Raw genomic sequence first — 16,314 nt, 5'->3', positions numbered from 1 at the left:
CGGGTCAGCGTGGCCAGGCAGGTGTCCACCGTCTGGAGCCCGGGGAGCTGCTCGCATCCGTCCCATCAGCAGGACCAGTCGATCTCCTCGTTCGGGACGAACGGCACCGGCGCGGTGGCGACGGCGGCCTTCTTGGTGTTCTGCCGCATCTTCCCGGCGATGAACGCCCGGCGGCCGGGTTTGTCCGCGCGCGGGCGTCGGAACCGGGTCTCGGTGGCGTCGATCCGTAGTCCCACGCCTTCGGCGGCGTAGGCGAAGACATCGGCCAGCGTGCGAAGCCGCAGGTCCGGGCGTGTGGGCACGGCGAAGCCGCGGGCCGCGAGCAGCGGGCGGGTCTCGTGGACGGCACGGGTGATCGTGGAGCGGTCCACTCCATGGAACAGCGCGAGGGCGGCATGAGGGAGCTGGAAGTGCAGGATGACCAGAGTGACGACGACCCGGTCGGTGAAGACGAGTTCGTGGTCTGGACCCGCTCCGGCGGCGCGCTGCCGGTCATGGCCCCGGCGTTCACGCAGATGGGACTTCTGCCCGGCCACCCACGGCCCGGCCAACTCGGCGACCAGCCTGCCCAGACTGCGGCGCGGAATCCCCGTACGGATGTGCTGGCCCAAGGCCGTGCGGGCCCATCCTGACGTCACGATCATGATCGTCTCGCACGGCCGTTCGCATGCTCAGACCGAGGCGTCAGCTATCGCGCACCACGTCGTAAGGGCGACAGTCCCGCACTCCCCGGTGGTTCCGAGGATTTCCCGCCCGGACCGTGCAACCATCCGCGGAGTTGGGATGTCTCACTGGGCGTCGGCAACTCCCGGGGGAGGGGCTCAGCGGGAGGCCGACGGGGGAGTCGAACGGCCCGGCCGGCAACGGCCGGGCCGTTCGTGACTCCCGGGGCGGCTCCGGGCGTTCCGGCCGCCGGCGCCCGGTTCCGCTGTCGGCGGCGGACGATATCTTCGGCCCATGACCTCCCCACCCGCCGTGCTCGAAGGGGTCCTTGAGCGCATCACCTACGCCAACGAGGACAACGGGTACACCGTGGCCCGCCTGGCCCCCGCGCGGCACCGCGACCGCGGCCCCGACGGCGATCTGCTCACCGTGGTCGGCGCGCTGGCCGGCGCGCAGCCCGGCGAGTCGTTGCGCCTGGAGGGCCGCTGGGGCTCGCACCCCTCCTACGGGCGGCAGTTCACGGTCGAGAACTGCACCACCGTCCTGCCCGCGACCGTGCAGGGCATCCGCCGCTACCTGGGTTCCGGGCTGATCAAGGGGATCGGGCCGCGGATCGCGGAACGCATCGTCGAGCACTTCGGCACCGACACCCTGGACGTGATCGACGAGGACGCCGGCCGGCTGGTCGAGGTCCCCGGCCTCGGGCCCAAGCGCACCGGGATGATCGCGGCGGCCTGGGAGGAGCAGAAGGCCATCAAGGAGGTCATGGTCTTCCTCCAGAGCGTCGGCGTCTCCACCTCCGTCGCCGTGCGGATCTACAAGAAGTACGGCGACGCGTCCATCGACGTGGTGCGTGAGCAGCCCTACCGGCTGGCGTCCGACGTGTGGGGCATCGGGTTCCTCACCGCGGACCGCATCGCCCGCTCGGTGGGCATCCCGGAGGACAGCAGGGAGCGCGTCGGGGCGGGCCTCCAGTACACCCTCTCGCAGGCCGCCGACCAGGGGAACTGCTATCTGCCGGAGGAGCGCCTGACCGCGGAGGCGGTGAAGCTGCTCCAGGTCGACACCGGGCTGGTCATCGACTGCCTGGGCGAACTCGCCGGGGAGGGCGGAGTCGTCCGGGAGCCGGTCCCGGACCCTCAGGAGCCCGGAGCCAGCGTCCAGGCGGTCTATCTGGTGCCCTTCCACCGGGCGGAGACCTCCCTCGCCGGGCGGCTGCGGCGCCTGCTGGGGACCTCCGAGGACCGCTTGCCCGGCTTCCGGGACATCGACTGGGAGCGGGCGCTGGGCTGGCTAGCGGAGCGGACCGGGGCCGAGCTGGCCCCGGAGCAGCGGGACGCCGTCCGGCTGGCGCTCACCGAGAAGGTCGCGGTGCTCACCGGCGGGCCGGGCTGCGGGAAGTCGTTCACCGTCCGGTCGGTCGTCGAGCTGGCCCGGGCGAAGCGGGCCCGGGTCCTGCTGGCGGCGCCCACCGGCCGGGCGGCGAAGCGGCTCGCCGAACTGACCGGTGCCGAGGCGTCGACGGTGCACCGGCTACTGGAGCTCAAGCCCGGCGGCGACGCCGCCTACGACCCGGACCGTCCGCTCGACGCCGACCTGGTCGTGGTGGACGAAGCCTCGATGCTGGACCTGCTGCTGGCCAACAAGCTCGTCAGGGCGGTCCCGCCGGGTGCGCACCTGCTGCTGGTCGGCGACGTGGACCAGCTTCCTTCGGTGGGTGCCGGGGAGGTGCTGCGGGACCTGCTCGCCGAGGGCGGCCCGGTGCCCGCCGTACGGCTCACCCGGATCTTCCGCCAGGCGCAGGAGTCCGGGGTGGTGACGAACGCGCACCGCATCAACGCCGGGCTGCCGCCGCACACCCGGGGGTTGCCGGACTTCTTCCTCTTCCCCGAGGAGGATACCGAGGAGGCCGGACGGCTGACGGTCGACGTGGCGTCCCGCCGGATACCGGCGAAGTTCGGGCTGGACCCGCGCCGGGACATCCAGGTTCTGGCCCCGATGCACCGCGGCCCTGCGGGCGCGGGCGCGCTGAACGGACTCCTCCAGGAGGCCGTCACCCCGGCCCGCCCCGGGCTGGCCGAGAAGCGCTTCGGCGGCCGGACCTTCCGGGTGGGCGACAAGGTGACGCAGATCCGCAACAACTACGAGAAGGGCGCCAACGGGGTCTTCAACGGCACTGTCGGCGTGGTGACCGCACTGGACACCGTGGAGCAGCGGCTCACCGTGCTGACCGACGAGGACGAGGAGATCGGGTACGAGTTCGGCGAGCTGGACGAGCTGGCGCACGCTTACGCCGTCACCATCCACCGTTCGCAGGGCAGTGAGTACCCGGCGGTCGTGATTCCGGTCACCACGGGGGCCTGGATGATGCTCCAGCGCAATCTCCTCTACACCGCCGTGACCCGGGCCAAGCGACTGGTGGTGCTGGTGGGGTCGAGGAGGGCCCTGGGACAGGCAGTACGGGCGGTCTCGGCGGGCCGCCGCTGTACGGCGCTGGACCACCGATTGCGGGGCGCGGTGGGCGGGGCGTAGTTTTCAGGCGGCACTGCGTGCCACCAAACAGCCCTCTGGCCGACCCCGAGTGCACCGTACGGCGTCAAATGGGGGACAGTGGAGCCAGTCAGGGCACCTCGAGGAAGAGGCACTACGTCGGTGAGGGATGACGTGAGCGAACACCGCGACAGCGACAAGGACGCAGTAGTACTGCGGCACGGGGGCGACGAGCACAGCTACCCGGTGGTGGACAGCACGGTTGGCGACCGTGGCTTCGACATCGGCAAGCTCCGCGCCCAGACCGGTCTGGTGACCCTGGACTCGGGCTACGGGAACACCGCAGGCGTCACATCAGCGATCACCTTTCTCGACGGGGAGAAGGGCATCCTCCGCTACCGCGGATACCCGATCGAACAGGTCGCCGAGCGCGGCTCGTTCCTGGAGACCGCCTACCTGCTGATCAACGGCGAGCTGCCCACCGCCGGTGAGCTGGAGGGCTTCAGCGGCCGGATCACCCAGCACACGCTGCTGCACGAGGATGTCAAGCGCTTCTACGACGGCTTCCCGCGCGACGCGCACCCGATGGCCATGCTGTCCTCCGTGGTCAGCGCGCTGTCCACGTTCTACCAGGACAGCCACAACCCGTTCGACGAGGAGCAGCGCGACCTCTCGACGATCCGGCTGCTCGCGAAGCTCCCGACCATCGCGGCCTACGCGTACAAGAAGGCCATCGGCCACCCGGTGGTCTACCCGCGCAACGACCTCGGCTACGTGGAGAACTTCCTGCGGATGACCTTCTCGGTCCCCGCGGAGGAGTACGACCTCGACCCGGTGGTCACCGACGCGCTGGAGAAGCTGCTGATCCTGCACGCGGACCACGAGCAGAACTGCTCCACCTCAACCGTGCGGCTGGTCGGTTCCTCGCAGGCGAACATGTTCGCCTCGATCTCCGCCGGCATCAGCGCCCTGTGGGGCCCGCTGCACGGCGGCGCCAACCAGGCCGTGCTGGAGATGCTGGAGAGCATCCAGCGCGACGGCGGCGACGTCGAGACCTTCATCCGCAAGGTGAAGAACAAGGAGGACGGCGTCCGCCTGATGGGCTTCGGGCACCGGGTCTACAAGAGCTTCGACCCGCGCGCGAAGATCATCAAGAAATCGGCGCACGACGTGCTCGCGGCACTCGGCAAGTCCGACGAGCTGCTGGACATCGCGCTCAAGCTCGAAGAGCACGCGCTGAGCGACGACTACTTCGTCTCCCGCAACCTCTACCCGAACGTGGACTTCTACACCGGGTTGATCTACCGGGCGATGGGCTTCCCGACCAGCATGTTCACGGTGCTCTTCGCGCTGGGCCGACTGCCCGGCTGGATCGCCCAGTGGCATGAGATGATCAAGGAGCCCGGCTCGCGCATCGGGCGTCCCCGGCAGATCTACACCGGGGTCGTCGAGCGCGACTGGGTACCGGTCGAGCAGCGCTGACCCGGTCGGCCGACGGGGGCCGCGGCGGCGGCCCGGCACCCGTTCGGCCCCACGGGTGCCGTCCGGTCCGCGGCCCGCGGCCGCCGGGCCGTACCCGGTCGGTGCGGCGCGCGGCGAAGTGACGCGGATCACACGGGGGTGGTGGGCAACCTTTCCCGTGGGCCGGTTGTCTCATGGGGTGTCAGCGGCACCCGGCGGAGTCGCGTACAAGCCGTCGTGCACGGGAACCTTGAGCGGCCGACCCGTGCCACGTACGGCGTGCAGACGCCCGGCCAGGATCCCGTGGGGGGAATCCGACCGGGAAAAAGGAAACGCCCCGTGCACGGGCCCGTGGGGGGACTCGTGGCGGGGCGTTTCCGCGTCCGGACGCGGGCGGGTCCGCGGCGCTCAGACCCGTCCGACGAGTTCGTAGCCCGCCTCGTCCACGGCGGCGCGCACCACCTCGTCGTCCGGCTCGGTGGTCGAGGCCACGGTCACCAGGCCGGTCTCGGCGGCGGCCGTCACCCCGTTCACCCCGTCGAGTGCCGACACCTCCTCGGAGACCGCCGCTTCGCAGTGGGCACAGGTCATGCCGGTGACCTTGTACGTGGTGGTGCGGGGGTCCGCGGTCGTCATGGCTCCTCCAGGTGGTGCGGCGGTTCCGTGGCGTCGATGCTATACCCCCCGCCCGTATTCTCCCGGCTGCCCGGTCTGCCGGGCCCCGCGCGCGGCGAAGCCCCGCACCGCCCGCCACACGGGCGGGATGCGGGACTTCGCGACAGCGGCGGCCGCGTCCCGGACGGGTCCCCGGGGAGCGCTCGCGGACTCCGGCGGGTGTCAGCCCTGGCGCCTGCCGTGTCCCGGGCGCCGCGTCACCCACTCGCGGACCGTGTCGGCGAACCAGTAGGGCTTGCCGCTCTCCACCAGGTCGGGCGGCGGCAGCAGGCCGTGCTTGCGGTACGAGCGCACGGTGTCCGGCTGCACCTGGATGTGCGCCGCGATCTCCTTGTACGACCACAGACGTCGATCGGCCATGTATTCGGCACCTCCACGGGGATGGCTTGGCGAGGCGGCCTCAGCCTGTGCCGAACGAGCGACTCACCGTCACGACGCGGCAGGGCTGTCGACCGGTCGTGACCGGAAACCCGCGTAACGGTGACACCCGTGACGGGACGGTGATCGTTGTGACGCCCCCGGGACGGCCCATCCGCCGGAGCGCCCGGTCGGTGCGCCCGGTCGGCACCCGACCGGGCGCCGGTCGGCCACCGGGGGCTGCCGGTCGGATGAGCACACCGGTGCTCCCGGCAGGACGCGCCCCGCCCCGCCCCTCCCCGGTTCCCCCCCCGGGCAGGGGCGGCAGCCCGGCGGCCGCTCCATCGGTGTTCAGCCCGGTCCGCAGCGGGCGAGTGCGGCACGGACCCGGTCGAGTCCCTCCGCCCTCCAGCGCTCCCGGTCAGGCATGCGGTCGTCCACCCGCCAGCGCCAGGCCGAGAACATCGCCCAGTTCAGGGCGCGGCACCGGAGGACCAGACCGCGGTCGGCCCCCGGGTAGTGCTCCTGCGTTCCCTCGGGCGCGTGGGCGAGGTCGAACTCGACCGGCCCGCGGCAGCAGGTGGCGAGATCCACGAAGAGCGGACCCCTGCCTGTGCGCAGCAGGTTGCCCGGATGCGGCTCCCCGTGCAGCAGGACGCCGCCGGCTGCGTCGGTGCCGAGCCCGGTGCTCAGCCCGCCGAGTGTGCGGCGGAGGAGCTCCCGGCCGGGACCGGAAAGCTCCGGGGAATGCTCCGGGTCGTCCACCTTCTCCAGCGCCGCGGCGATGCGCTCGGTGCAGTGGGGCGCGTCCAGCCCGCTCCGGCGCAGGGCGGCGTGCTGCCGCAGGAGCGCGTCGGCGTAGTCGGCAGGCGCGATCTCCGGGCCCACGGGTGCGTAGTAGGCCCAGAACGAGAGGACGAAGGCACCCCGCACATGGGCCCGGGGCTCGACCCGGGGGTCGAGTTCCGCCACCGGAGCGCCGGCCTCGGTGAGGCGGCGCGCGACCTCCACCTCGAACGCGGAGTCGGCCAGGTGCTCCGCGGGCGCGACCCGGACCAGCACACCGCACGGGAGCAGGTGCAGCGCGACGCGGTCGGAGTCGTGGACGACGCGCACCTCCGCGACCGGGAGGCCCAGCTCCGCAGCGGTCGTCCGCCCCGCCTCGACCGCCCGGCGGAGTTCCGACGGCTCCATACCTGCCCCCTCGTCGTCGAGCACACCCACCCGTCCGAGGCACCGGCGATGCCCCGCCGCCCTCCCGGGCTCCCGGGCCCCGGCCCGTCCCCGGCAGCCAGCATCGCAGAGCACGACCGGCACCGGCACCCGGGACGCGGACGGCCGGGACGACGCGACGGCCGGGCCCGGGGAGGTCTTCCGCCGGGGTCAGCGGTAGAAGTCGGGGCGCCGGACCATGTCGACCGGGGTGCGGCGGCCGGTGGCCTGCGCAGTGACGCCCGCGGCGCAGACCGCTGCGGCGGCGTAGCCGTCCCAGGCGCCGGGTCCGGCCGTGGTGCCGCGGCGGGCGGCGTCCACCCAGTCCTGGAGTTCGCGGTCGTAGGCGTCCGCGAAGTGTTCGAGGCAGTCCTGGGCGATCGCGCCGCCCCAGCGGCCCGCGGTGCTGGTCAGCAGGCCGTGGCCCTCGCCGATGCGGGCGGTGCCCTGCGCGCACACCACCTCGGCCTGTACCTGGTAGCCGAAGCCGCAGGTGGCGAAGATCTCGACGTTCACCAGGGCGCCCGCGGCGGTTTCGAGGACCACGAGCTGCGGATCGCTCAGCGTCTCGGATGCCCTCGCGCCGGCGGCCGGGCGGAAGACGGTGACCGCGGTGATCTCCTGCTCCAGCAGCCATCGGGCGCTGTCCGTCTCGTGCACCACGGAGTCGTTGATCAGCATGTCCTCGGTGCAGTAGTCGTGGACGCGCACGTTGCGGTGCCGGCAGTGCATCATCAGCGGCCGACCCAGGTCGCCGGCGTCGAGCAGTTCCTTGAGCTGGAGGTGCTCGGCGTCGAAGCGGCGCATGAAGCCGACCTGGATGCGGCGTCGGCCCAGCGCCTCCTCGGCATCGAGGACCCGCAGCGCGCTGTCGGCGTCCGGAGTGAGCAGCCTCCCGCACAGCACCTGGAGGTCCCGGGCGAGCGCCTCCAGCAGGGCCTCCTCGTGTGCCGGGCCGGGGGACGCGATCAGGACCGCGTCCACGCCGTCCGCGGCCATCGCGGCGGCCGCGTCGGTGAAGGCGGTGCAGCCCTCGATGCCGTCGGCCAGCGCGGCGGCCCACGGCCGGTCGAGGTCGACCACGGCGGCCACCCGGGCGCCGCTGACCTTCCCGTCGATCCGGCGCACGTGGTCCGCGCCCATCTTCCCGGTGCCGATCACGGCGACGCCCAGGGTGCCGTTCCTCATGCTGCTTCCTTCTGCGGTGCGATTGCGGTGGGACAGCGGTGCGGTACGGGGGCCGGCCCGGCGGTGCGGCTCAGGCGCCGCAGGAGCGCAGGAACCGGCGGGTGCGCTGCGCGATCGGCAGCGGCCGTGCGGGCGGGCAGGGGTACATGTCCTGCTCGACGATGGCGAACAGGTCCACGTCCAGCCGCTGGGCCGCGGTGAGCACCGGTTCGAGCGCGGGCTCGCCGAGCGGCGGTTCGCACATCACCCCCTGCCGGACGGCGGGCCCGAACGGGGTCCCCTTGCTGACGACGTCGGCGAGCACCTCCGGGTCCACCTGCTTGAGGTGCAGGTAGCCGATGCGTTCGCCGTAGGTCTCGATCAGCTTGACGCTGTCCCCGCCGCAGTAGGCGTAGTGCCCGGTGTCCAGGCAGAGGTTCACCAGGCCGGAGTCGGTGGAGTCGAGGAACCTGGCGACGTGCTCCTCGGAGTCGATGTGGGTGTCCGCGTGCGGGTGGACGACGATGTCGAGGCCGAACTCCTCCCGCACCCGGCGGGCAAGCTTCTCCGTGCCGCCGGTGAGGTGCCCCCACTGCTCCCGCGTGAGTTCGGCCGGTTCGATCAGCTCGGCGGTCTTGTCGTCCCGCCAGAAGGACGGGATGACGACGAGGTGGCGGGCGCCCATGGCCCGGGTGAGCCGGGCGACCTCCGCCACGTGCGCCCAGGTGTCGTCCCAGACGGCCGGGCCGCGGTGCAGCCCGGTGAAGACGGTGCCCGCGGAGACCCGGAGGTCGCGCCGGCCGACCTCCTCGGTGAGCCGGGCGGGGTCGGTCGGCAGGTACCCGTGCGGGCCGAGCTCGATCCACTCGTAGCCCGAGGCGGACACCTCGTCCAGGAAACGTTCCCAGGGCACCTGCTGGGGGTCGTCGGGGAACCACACGCCCCACGAGTCGGGGGCGGAGCCGACCCTGAGGCGGTCCAGGGCGGGGATGCCGGGGGCTGTCATCTTCTCGGTACTCCTTTCACCGGGCCGTTCGGACCGGTCGGACACGGGCGGATGCAGGGGCGCGCAGACGGGTGCGGGGCGCCGGGCCGGGTCAGCCACCGGCCGCGGTGCCGCGGGGGACGGCGCCGCCGCCCGGCAGCTCCTTCCCGTGTACCCCGCTGACCTGCGCGAGCTCGTGCGTGAATGCGGCCGGTTCGGCGCCGTCGGCCATGTGGTGGGTGCGCTGCTCAGGCGTCGCCCGGCTCCGGTCGGGGTCGGGTTCGAGCGCGCCGAGGCGCAGTACGGCGAAGTGGTGTCCGACCATGGCGGCGTGGTGCGGGTTGTGGGTGAGGAAGACGACGTCCGGCCCGTTCTCCCTGGCGGCGGCGATGGGACCGAGGCTCGGCCTGCTCGCCGCCCGAGCCGCTGGAGCAGCCCGCGGCGGGCAGGACCGCTGCCGCGCCCGCGGCGAGGACGGCGGTGGTTCTCCGCGGCGGACCCGAGAGGATGGGGTGCTTCATCGTCCTGGCCTCCTTTCGGTGTGAGTGGAGCTGGATGAGGGGAGTGTGCCGGGGCGGTGGAGCGGGACCGCCTCCGTGCTTCGCTGCCGGTCCGCCGGACGGTGGCTGCCCGCGTCACCAGCCGGGGAAGCCACCGTCGCGGGACTGGATTCGACTCCCCGGAGCCGCGCGCTGTCCATCATGTGTCAGGACGGTGCGACTACGTCGGAGCCCCCAGGAAGTCCGGACGTCCGGATGTAAGGACAAATCATTGACAACGGCCCGGACGGGATCTACACCTGTGCTCAGCGCAGTGGGCCGCGCGGGGTACCGCATCGAGGGAGGGGCACCCATGACCGAGCCACTCGACGTGATCACGATCGGCCGCATCGGCGTGGACATCTACCCGCTCCGGACCGGCGTGCCGCTGGCGCAGGTCGAGACGTTCGGCAGGTTCCTCGGCGGATCGCCCACCAACGTCGCCGTCGCCGCAGCGAAGCTGGGCCGGAGCTCCGCCGTCATCACCCGCACCGGGAACGACCCCTTCGGGGACTACTGCCACCAGGCGCTGAAGGACTTCGGCGTCGACGACAGCTGGGTCACCCCGGTCGCCGGGCTGCCGACCCCGGTCACCTTCTGCGAGATCCTCCCACCGGACGACTTCCCGCTGTGGTTCTACCGGCTGCCGAAGGCGCCGGACCTGGTGATCCACCGCGAGGAGCTCGACCTGGACGCGATCCGGGCCGCCCGGATCTTCTGGATGACGGGAACCGGTCTCTGTGAGGAGCCCAGCCGCAGTGCGACGCTGTCCGCGCTGGAGGCCCGGAGCCGCGCCCGCACCACCGTCTTCGACATGGACTGGCGCCCGATGTTCTGGCCCCGCTCCGGCCCCGCCCCCGCGGGCGGCCCCGCCACCGGCACGGCCGAGCGCCCGGACGACGCGCCCGACCTCGCCGCCGCCCGCGCCCACTACCGCGCGGCGCTCGCCCACGCCACCGTCGCCGTCGGCAACCTCGACGAGTGCGAGATCGCCACCGGGGTGCGCGACCCGCGTGGCTGCGCCGAGGCGCTGCTCGACGCCGGGGTCGAACTCGCCGTAGTCAAGCAGGGCCCCGACGGGGTGCTCGCCGTCCACCGCGACGGCGGCACCGCCGAGGCCCCGCCGCACCCGGTGCAGGTGGTCAACGGCCTCGGTGCGGGCGACGCCTTTGGCGGAGCGCTCTGCCACGGCCTGCTGGCCGGCTGGGACCTGGCCCGGACCATGCGGTTCGCCAACGCCGCCGGCGCCCTGGTCGCCTCCCGGCTGGCCTGCTCCTCCGCGATGCCCACCGAGTCCGAGGTCGCGGACCTCCTCGGCCGCTGACGCCCGACCCCACCCGGGGGGCGACCCCCGCGACCCGACAGGGAGCCCCCGTGAGCATCAGCATCCCCGACCTCGTCGGAGTGCGCGCCCGGCACCCCGAGGCGATCGCCGAGGCCGCCGGACGCCGTGCCCGTCGTCCGCTCGTCGGGGACAGCGGCCGACTGATGATCATCGCCGCCGACCACCCCGCCCGGGGCGCGCTGGCCGTCGGCGACCGGCAGCTCGCCATGGCCAACCGGTTCGACCTGCTGGAGCGGCTGACCCTGGCCCTCTCCCGCCCCCGTGTGGACGGTGTGCTGGCCACCGCCGACATCCTGGAGGACCTGCTGCTGCTCGGCGCCCTGGAGGGCAGGATCGCCATGGGTTCGATGAATCGCGGCGGTCTGGCCGGCGCCGCCTTCGAGCTGGACGACCGCTTCACCGGTCACCGGGCGCAGGACCTCGCCCGGCTCGGCTTCGACGCCGGGAAACTGCTGCTGCGCATCGACTACGAGGACGCCGGCTCGCTCACCACGATGCACTCCACCGCCCGGGCGGTGGACGAGATGGCCGCCCACCGGCTCCCGGTGTTCGTGGAGCCCTTCCTCACCCGCCGCCACGGGGGCAGGGTCAGCAACGACCTCGGTGCCGAGGCGGTGACCAAGTCCATCGCCATCGCCTCCGGTCTCGCCGGCACCTCCGCGTACACCTGGCTGAAAGTTCCGGTCACCCGCGATCCGGACGACATGGCCCGGGTGATGGAGACCTCCACCCTCCCTGCGGTACTGCTGGGCGGCGAGGTCGACGGCGATCAGGACGTCACCTTCGAGAAGTGGCGCACGGCGCTGCGCCTGCCCACCGTGCAGGGGCTCGTCGTCGGCCGCTCGCTGCTCTACCCCTCCGGCGGCGACGTCGGACAAGCCGTCGACACGGCTGCGGGACTGCTCTGACAAGGGGAGGCTGAACGACATGAGCGAATCCGCGAACCATCCGGACCCGCCCGCCGGGTTCCACTGGCCGGCGGGCAGCGCCTCCCGCGGCCCGTACGCGTTGGACGTCGACCCGCCGCGCGCCGACTGGCGGCACAGTTCGCTGCGCGTCCTGGAGCTGTCGCCCGGTGCCGAGCACTCCTTCGGCACAGGCGGCAGCGAATGGATCGTGCTGCCCCTGTCCGGCGGCTGCACGGTCTCCTGCGAGGGCGGGAACTTCCGCCTGGACGGCCGTCCCGGTGTCTTCGAGGCGGTGACCGACTTCGCGTACGTGCCCCGGGACGCCGCCGTCACCCTCCGGTCCGGGGGCGGCGGCCGGTTCGCGCTGGCCGGAGCCCGCTGCACCCGGCGGCTGCCCGCCCGCTACGGGCCGGCCTCCGGCGTGCCGGTGGAGCTGCGCGGCAGCGGCGCCTGCTCCCGGCAGGTCAACAACTTCGCCGCCGCCGACGTCTTCGAGGCCGACCGGCTGATCGCCGTCGAGGTGCTCACCCCCGGCGGCAACTGGTCCTCCTACCCGCCGCACAAGCACGACGAGCACCGTCCGGGAGAGGAGTCCGAACTGGAGGAGATCTACTGGTTCGAGATCGCCGGCCACGCGGGTACCCCCGGGGTCGGCTACCAGAGGGTCTCGCCCTCGGGACGGGGCCGGGGCACCGACGTCCTCGCCGAGGTGCGCAGCGGGGACGCCGTCCTGATTCCGGACGGCTGGCACGGCCCGTCCGTCGCGGCGCCCGGGTACCCCATGTACTACCTCAACGTGATGGCCGGCCCCGGGCCCGACCGGCGGTGGCTCATCCGCGACCACCCCGACCACACCTGGATTCGCGGCACCTGGCCTGGCCAGCCCGTGGATCCCCGGCTGCCGCTGTACGAGGCGGCCGCCGGACCCGAAGGAGAGGCAGCGCGTTGAGCACCACGACCAGGCTGACCACGGCCCAGGCGCTGGTCCGGTTCCTGGCAGCCCAGCACACCGAGCGCGACGGTGCGCGGCACCGGCTGATCAACGCCACCTGGGGCGTCTTCGGGCACGGCAACGTCGCCGGCCTCGGCCAGGCGCTGCTGGAGAACCGGACGGTGATGCCCTACCTCCAGGGCCGCAACGAGCAGGCCATGGTGCACGCGGCCGTCGGCTACGCTCGGCAGTCCAACCGGCTGCGCGCCCAGGCCGTCACCACCTCGATCGGGCCCGGTGCCACCAACCTGGTGACGGGCGCGGCGCTGGCCACCGTCAACCGGCTGCCGGTGCTGCTGCTCCCCGGCGACACGTTCGCCACCCGGGTCGCCGACCCGGTCCTCCAGCAACTGGAGGCACCGCACGCCGGAGACGTCTCGGTCAACGACGCCCTGCGACCGGTCTCCCGCTACTTCGACCGCGTCCACCGTCCCGAGGCACTCCTCCAGGCGGCGCTCCAGGCCGTCCGGGTGCTCACCGACCCGGTGGAGACCGGAGCCGTCACCCTCGCCCTGCCGCAGGACGTCCAGGCCGAGGCATTCGACTGGCCGGCCCACTTCCTCGCCCCGCGCGTCTGGCAGGTGCGGCGGCCCGCCCCGGAGCCGGGCGCGCTGGCCGATGCCGTCCGGCTGATCCGCGCCGCCCGGCGGCCGCTCCTCGTCGCGGGCGGCGGCGTCCACCACAGTGAGGCGGAGGAGGCGCTGCGGGAGCTGGTGGACGCCACCGGCATCCCCGTCGCGTCCACCCAGGCGGGCAAGGGCTCGCTCCGCCACGACCACCCGGCCGACCTCGGCGGGATCGGCCACACCGGCACCGCCGCGGCCGACGACCTCGCCCGCGCCGCGGACCTGGTGATCGGCGTCGGGACTCGCTGGTCCGACTTCACCACCGCCTCGAACACCCTCTTCGCCGACCCGGACGTGCGCTTCGTCCACCTCAACATCGCCGCCTTCGACAGTCACAAGCGCAGTGCCCTCCCGCTGGTCGCTGATGCCCGCGCCGGGCTCACCGCCCTGACGGCGGCCCTCGGCGGGCACCGGGTCGAGGCGGACCACGAGGCGGCGTACCGGGCGGGCAAGGAGCGCTGGGAGCAGGTGGTGGCCGCCGCGTACGCGGCGGAGGACGCCGGTCGCCGGCCCACGCAGACCCAGGTGCTCGGCGCGCTCGACGCGGTGGTCGGCGACACCGACGTGGTCGTCAACGCCGCCGGTTCGCTCCCCGGCGACCTGCACAGGCTCTGGCGGGCCCGGTCGCCCCGGCAGTACCACCTGGAGTACGGGTACTCCTGCATGGGCTACGAGATCCCGGCGAGCATCGGTGTCCGGCTGGCCGCTCCGAACACCGAGGTCTGGGCCCTGGTCGGCGACGGCACCTATCTGATGATGCCGACCGAGATCGTCACGGCCGTGCAGGAGGGTGTCACGATCAACCTCGTGCTGATCCAGAACCACGGCTACGCCTCGATCGGCGGCCTCGCGGAGGAGACCGGAGCCGAGCGCTTCGGCACCGCGTACCGCTACCGCGCCGCCGACGGCAGCTACACCGGCGACCCGCTGCCGGTCGACCTGGCCGCCAACGCCGCCTCGCTCGGCATGGACGTCCTGCGTGCCGCGACCGTCGCCGAACTGCGGGAGGCGCTGGCCGCCGCCCGCGCCTCGGACCGGCCCACCTGCGTGCACGTCGAGACCGACACCGGGACCGACAACGGGGCCGGTGCCGGCGCTCCCGGCGCACAGGCGTGGTGGGATGTACCGGTGGCCGCCGTCTCCGGCCGGCCGGCCGCCCGTACGGCCCGCGCCGCGTACGACCGGCAGGTCGCAGGACGCCGGTTCCCCCTCCGCCCGTCCCGTCCGGACGACGCCCCGGGTACGCCGGACTCCCCGGACTGACGGCGCGGCCCGCCCGTCCGCCCCGCACCTCCGTCTCCCGCAGTACCCGTCCGCACCCAGCCCGCCGGGCATCCGGCGCACGCGCGCCGCACGACAACCTACGGAGTCCCCGATGAAGACCCTCGGACACTGGATCGACAACGAGCCGGTGGACGGCACCTCCGGCCGGTTCGGCCCCGTCCACGACCCGGCCACCGGCGCCACCGACACCCGGGTCGCGCTTGCCGGCCCCGAGGAGGTCGCCACCGCCGTCGCCGCGGCCAAGCAGGCCTACCGGAGCTGGGGCACCACCTCGCTCGCCCGCCGCACCGCGGTCCTCTTCCGGTACCGCGAACTGCTGGACGCCCACCGCGACGAACTCGCCGCCCTGATCACCGCCGAGCACGGCAAGGTGCACGCGGACGCGCTCGGCGAGGTCGCCCGCGGCATGGAGATCGTCGAGCTGGCCTGCGGGATCTCCGAGAAGCTCAAGGGCGAGCTCTCCACGCAGGTGTCCACCCGGGTCGACGTCGCCTCCATCCGGCAGCCGCTCGGCGTGGTCGCCGGCATCACCCCCTTCAACTTCCCCGCCATGGTGCCGATGTGGATGTTCCCGCTGGCCGTGGCCTGCGGCAACACCTTCGTGCTCAAGCCCAGCGAGAAGGACCCGTCGGCCGCCTGCCGGCTCGCCGAGCTGGCCGCCGAGGCCGGGCTGCCCGCCGGGGTGCTGAACGTCGTCAACGGCGACAGGACAGCCGTGGACGCGCTGCTCGACCACCCGGACGTCGCCGCCGTCTCTTTCGTCGGTTCCACCTCCGTCGCCCGCCGGATCCAGCGCCGGGCGGTGGCGGAGGGCAAGCGGGTGCAGGCACTCGGCGGCGCCAAGAACCACATGCTCGTCCTGCCGGACGCCGACCTCGACTTCGCCGCCGACAACGCCATCAACGCGGCGTACGGCTCGGCCGGCGAGCGGTGCATGGCGGTGTCGGTCGTCGTCGCCGTCGGCTCCGCCGGCGACGCACTCGTCCCCCGGATCGCCGAACGGGCCAGGGCGCTGCGCGTCGGCCCGGGCAACGACCCGGCGTCCGAGATGGGCCCGCTCATCACCGCCGAGCACCGCGACAAGGTCGCCGGCTACGTCGCGGGCGCCCGGGAACAGGGCGCCGAGGTCGTCGTCGACGGCACCGGCCTCACCGTCGAGGGTCATGAGGAGGGCTTCTTCCTCGGCGTGTCGCTGCTGGACCGGGTGCCCACCGACGCGGACGCCTACCGGGACGAGATCTTCGGCCCGGTGCTCTGCGTCGTGCGCGCCGAGACCTACGAGGAGGCCCTGGAGCTGATCAACGGCTCCCGCTGGGGCAACGGCACCGCCATCTTCACCCGGGACGGCGGTGCCGCCCGCCGCTTCCAGATGGAGGTCGAGGCCGGCATGGTCGGCGTCAACGTCCCCATCCCGGTGCCGGTCGGCCCCCACTCCTTCGGCGGCTGGAAGGACTCCCTCTTCGGCGACCTGCACGTCTACGGCAACGACGGGATCGCCTTCTACACCCGCGGCAAGGTCATCACCACCCGCTGGCCCGACCCCGCCGACAGCGGCGGCATCAACCTCGGCTTCCCCGGCAACCACTGACCGCCCGTCCGGTCCGCCCTCCG

General features: G+C 73.2%; 14 protein-coding genes. 7 read left to right on the top strand and 7 right to left on the bottom strand.

The window, feature by feature from the left end; translation table 11 throughout:
* Window positions 1-65: 65 nt before the first annotated feature.
* Entirely contained in the window at window positions 66-638 is a 573-nt protein-coding gene (locus tag H300_RS25015) for a transposase family protein (RefSeq protein WP_486583559.1), read from the bottom strand.
* Window positions 639-957: 319 nt separating this feature from the next.
* On the opposite strand from H300_RS25015, the gene recD2 reads away from it, so the two are divergent.
* Both recD2 and H300_RS0105015 read left to right on the top strand, forming a co-directional pair.
* Complete coding sequence (gene recD2 / locus H300_RS0105020) at window positions 958-3,195, top strand: SF1B family DNA helicase RecD2 (RefSeq protein ID WP_028426568.1); 2,238 nt, start codon at window positions 958-960, stop codon at window positions 3,193-3,195.
* A gap of 132 nt (window positions 3,196-3,327) precedes the next feature.
* Window positions 3,328-4,635, top strand: a complete 1,308-nt coding sequence (locus tag H300_RS0105015) for a citrate synthase (protein ID WP_037979113.1) — start codon at window positions 3,328-3,330, stop codon at window positions 4,633-4,635.
* Between the two features lie 387 nt (window positions 4,636-5,022).
* Here H300_RS0105015 and H300_RS0105010 read toward each other — a convergent pair whose 3' ends face one another.
* The 6 genes from H300_RS0105010 to H300_RS0104985 form a co-directional block, all read right to left on the bottom strand.
* On the bottom strand, window positions 5,023-5,250 hold the full coding sequence (locus H300_RS0105010; RefSeq protein WP_028426566.1) for a heavy-metal-associated domain-containing protein: 228 nt from the start codon (window positions 5,248-5,250) through the stop codon (window positions 5,023-5,025).
* Window positions 5,251-5,451: 201 nt separating this feature from the next.
* Window positions 5,452-5,649, bottom strand: coding sequence for a MerR family transcriptional regulator (locus H300_RS0105005; protein WP_028426565.1), 198 nt, complete (start codon window positions 5,647-5,649; stop codon window positions 5,452-5,454).
* 348 nt (window positions 5,650-5,997) lie between these two features.
* Complete coding sequence (locus H300_RS0105000) at window positions 5,998-6,840, bottom strand: phosphotransferase (RefSeq protein ID WP_028426564.1); 843 nt, start codon at window positions 6,838-6,840, stop codon at window positions 5,998-6,000.
* Window positions 6,841-7,029: 189 nt separating this feature from the next.
* A complete protein-coding gene (locus tag H300_RS0104995) occupies window positions 7,030-8,046 on the bottom strand; it encodes a Gfo/Idh/MocA family protein (protein ID WP_028426563.1) in 1,017 nt (338 codons plus the stop codon).
* 70 nt (window positions 8,047-8,116) lie between these two features.
* Window positions 8,117-9,031, bottom strand: a complete 915-nt coding sequence (locus tag H300_RS0104990; protein WP_028426562.1) for a sugar phosphate isomerase/epimerase family protein — start codon at window positions 9,029-9,031, stop codon at window positions 8,117-8,119.
* Window positions 9,032-9,122: 91 nt separating this feature from the next.
* Window positions 9,123-9,335: a hypothetical protein gene (locus H300_RS0104985; RefSeq protein ID WP_028426561.1), complete on the bottom strand. Its 213-nt coding sequence runs from the start codon at window positions 9,333-9,335 to the stop codon at window positions 9,123-9,125.
* A gap of 527 nt (window positions 9,336-9,862) precedes the next feature.
* Between H300_RS0104985 and iolC the strand changes: the two genes are divergently transcribed.
* From iolC to H300_RS0104960, 5 genes are all read left to right on the top strand, one after another.
* Entirely contained in the window at window positions 9,863-10,873 is a 1,011-nt protein-coding gene (gene iolC / locus H300_RS0104980) for a 5-dehydro-2-deoxygluconokinase (protein WP_028426560.1), read from the top strand.
* A gap of 50 nt (window positions 10,874-10,923) precedes the next feature.
* The gene (locus tag H300_RS0104975; RefSeq protein WP_028426559.1) at window positions 10,924-11,802 is read left to right on the top strand and encodes a Cgl0159 family (beta/alpha)8-fold protein; all 879 of its coding nucleotides are present in this window, start codon (window positions 10,924-10,926) and stop codon (window positions 11,800-11,802) included.
* A gap of 19 nt (window positions 11,803-11,821) precedes the next feature.
* Window positions 11,822-12,751, top strand: a complete 930-nt coding sequence (gene iolB / locus H300_RS0104970) for a 5-deoxy-glucuronate isomerase (protein ID WP_037979111.1) — start codon at window positions 11,822-11,824, stop codon at window positions 12,749-12,751.
* Complete coding sequence (iolD, locus tag H300_RS25010) at window positions 12,748-14,682, top strand: 3D-(3,5/4)-trihydroxycyclohexane-1,2-dione acylhydrolase (decyclizing) (RefSeq protein WP_051269477.1); 1,935 nt, start codon at window positions 12,748-12,750, stop codon at window positions 14,680-14,682. Before iolB ends, iolD begins: the two co-directional genes overlap by 4 nt.
* 112 nt (window positions 14,683-14,794) lie before the next feature.
* Complete coding sequence (locus H300_RS0104960) at window positions 14,795-16,291, top strand: CoA-acylating methylmalonate-semialdehyde dehydrogenase (protein ID WP_028426557.1); 1,497 nt, start codon at window positions 14,795-14,797, stop codon at window positions 16,289-16,291.
* Window positions 16,292-16,314 lie beyond the last annotated feature (23 nt).

The organism is Streptomyces sp. TAA040, assembly GCF_000424845.1.
This window is presented reverse-complemented; position numbering and strand designations above follow the sequence as displayed.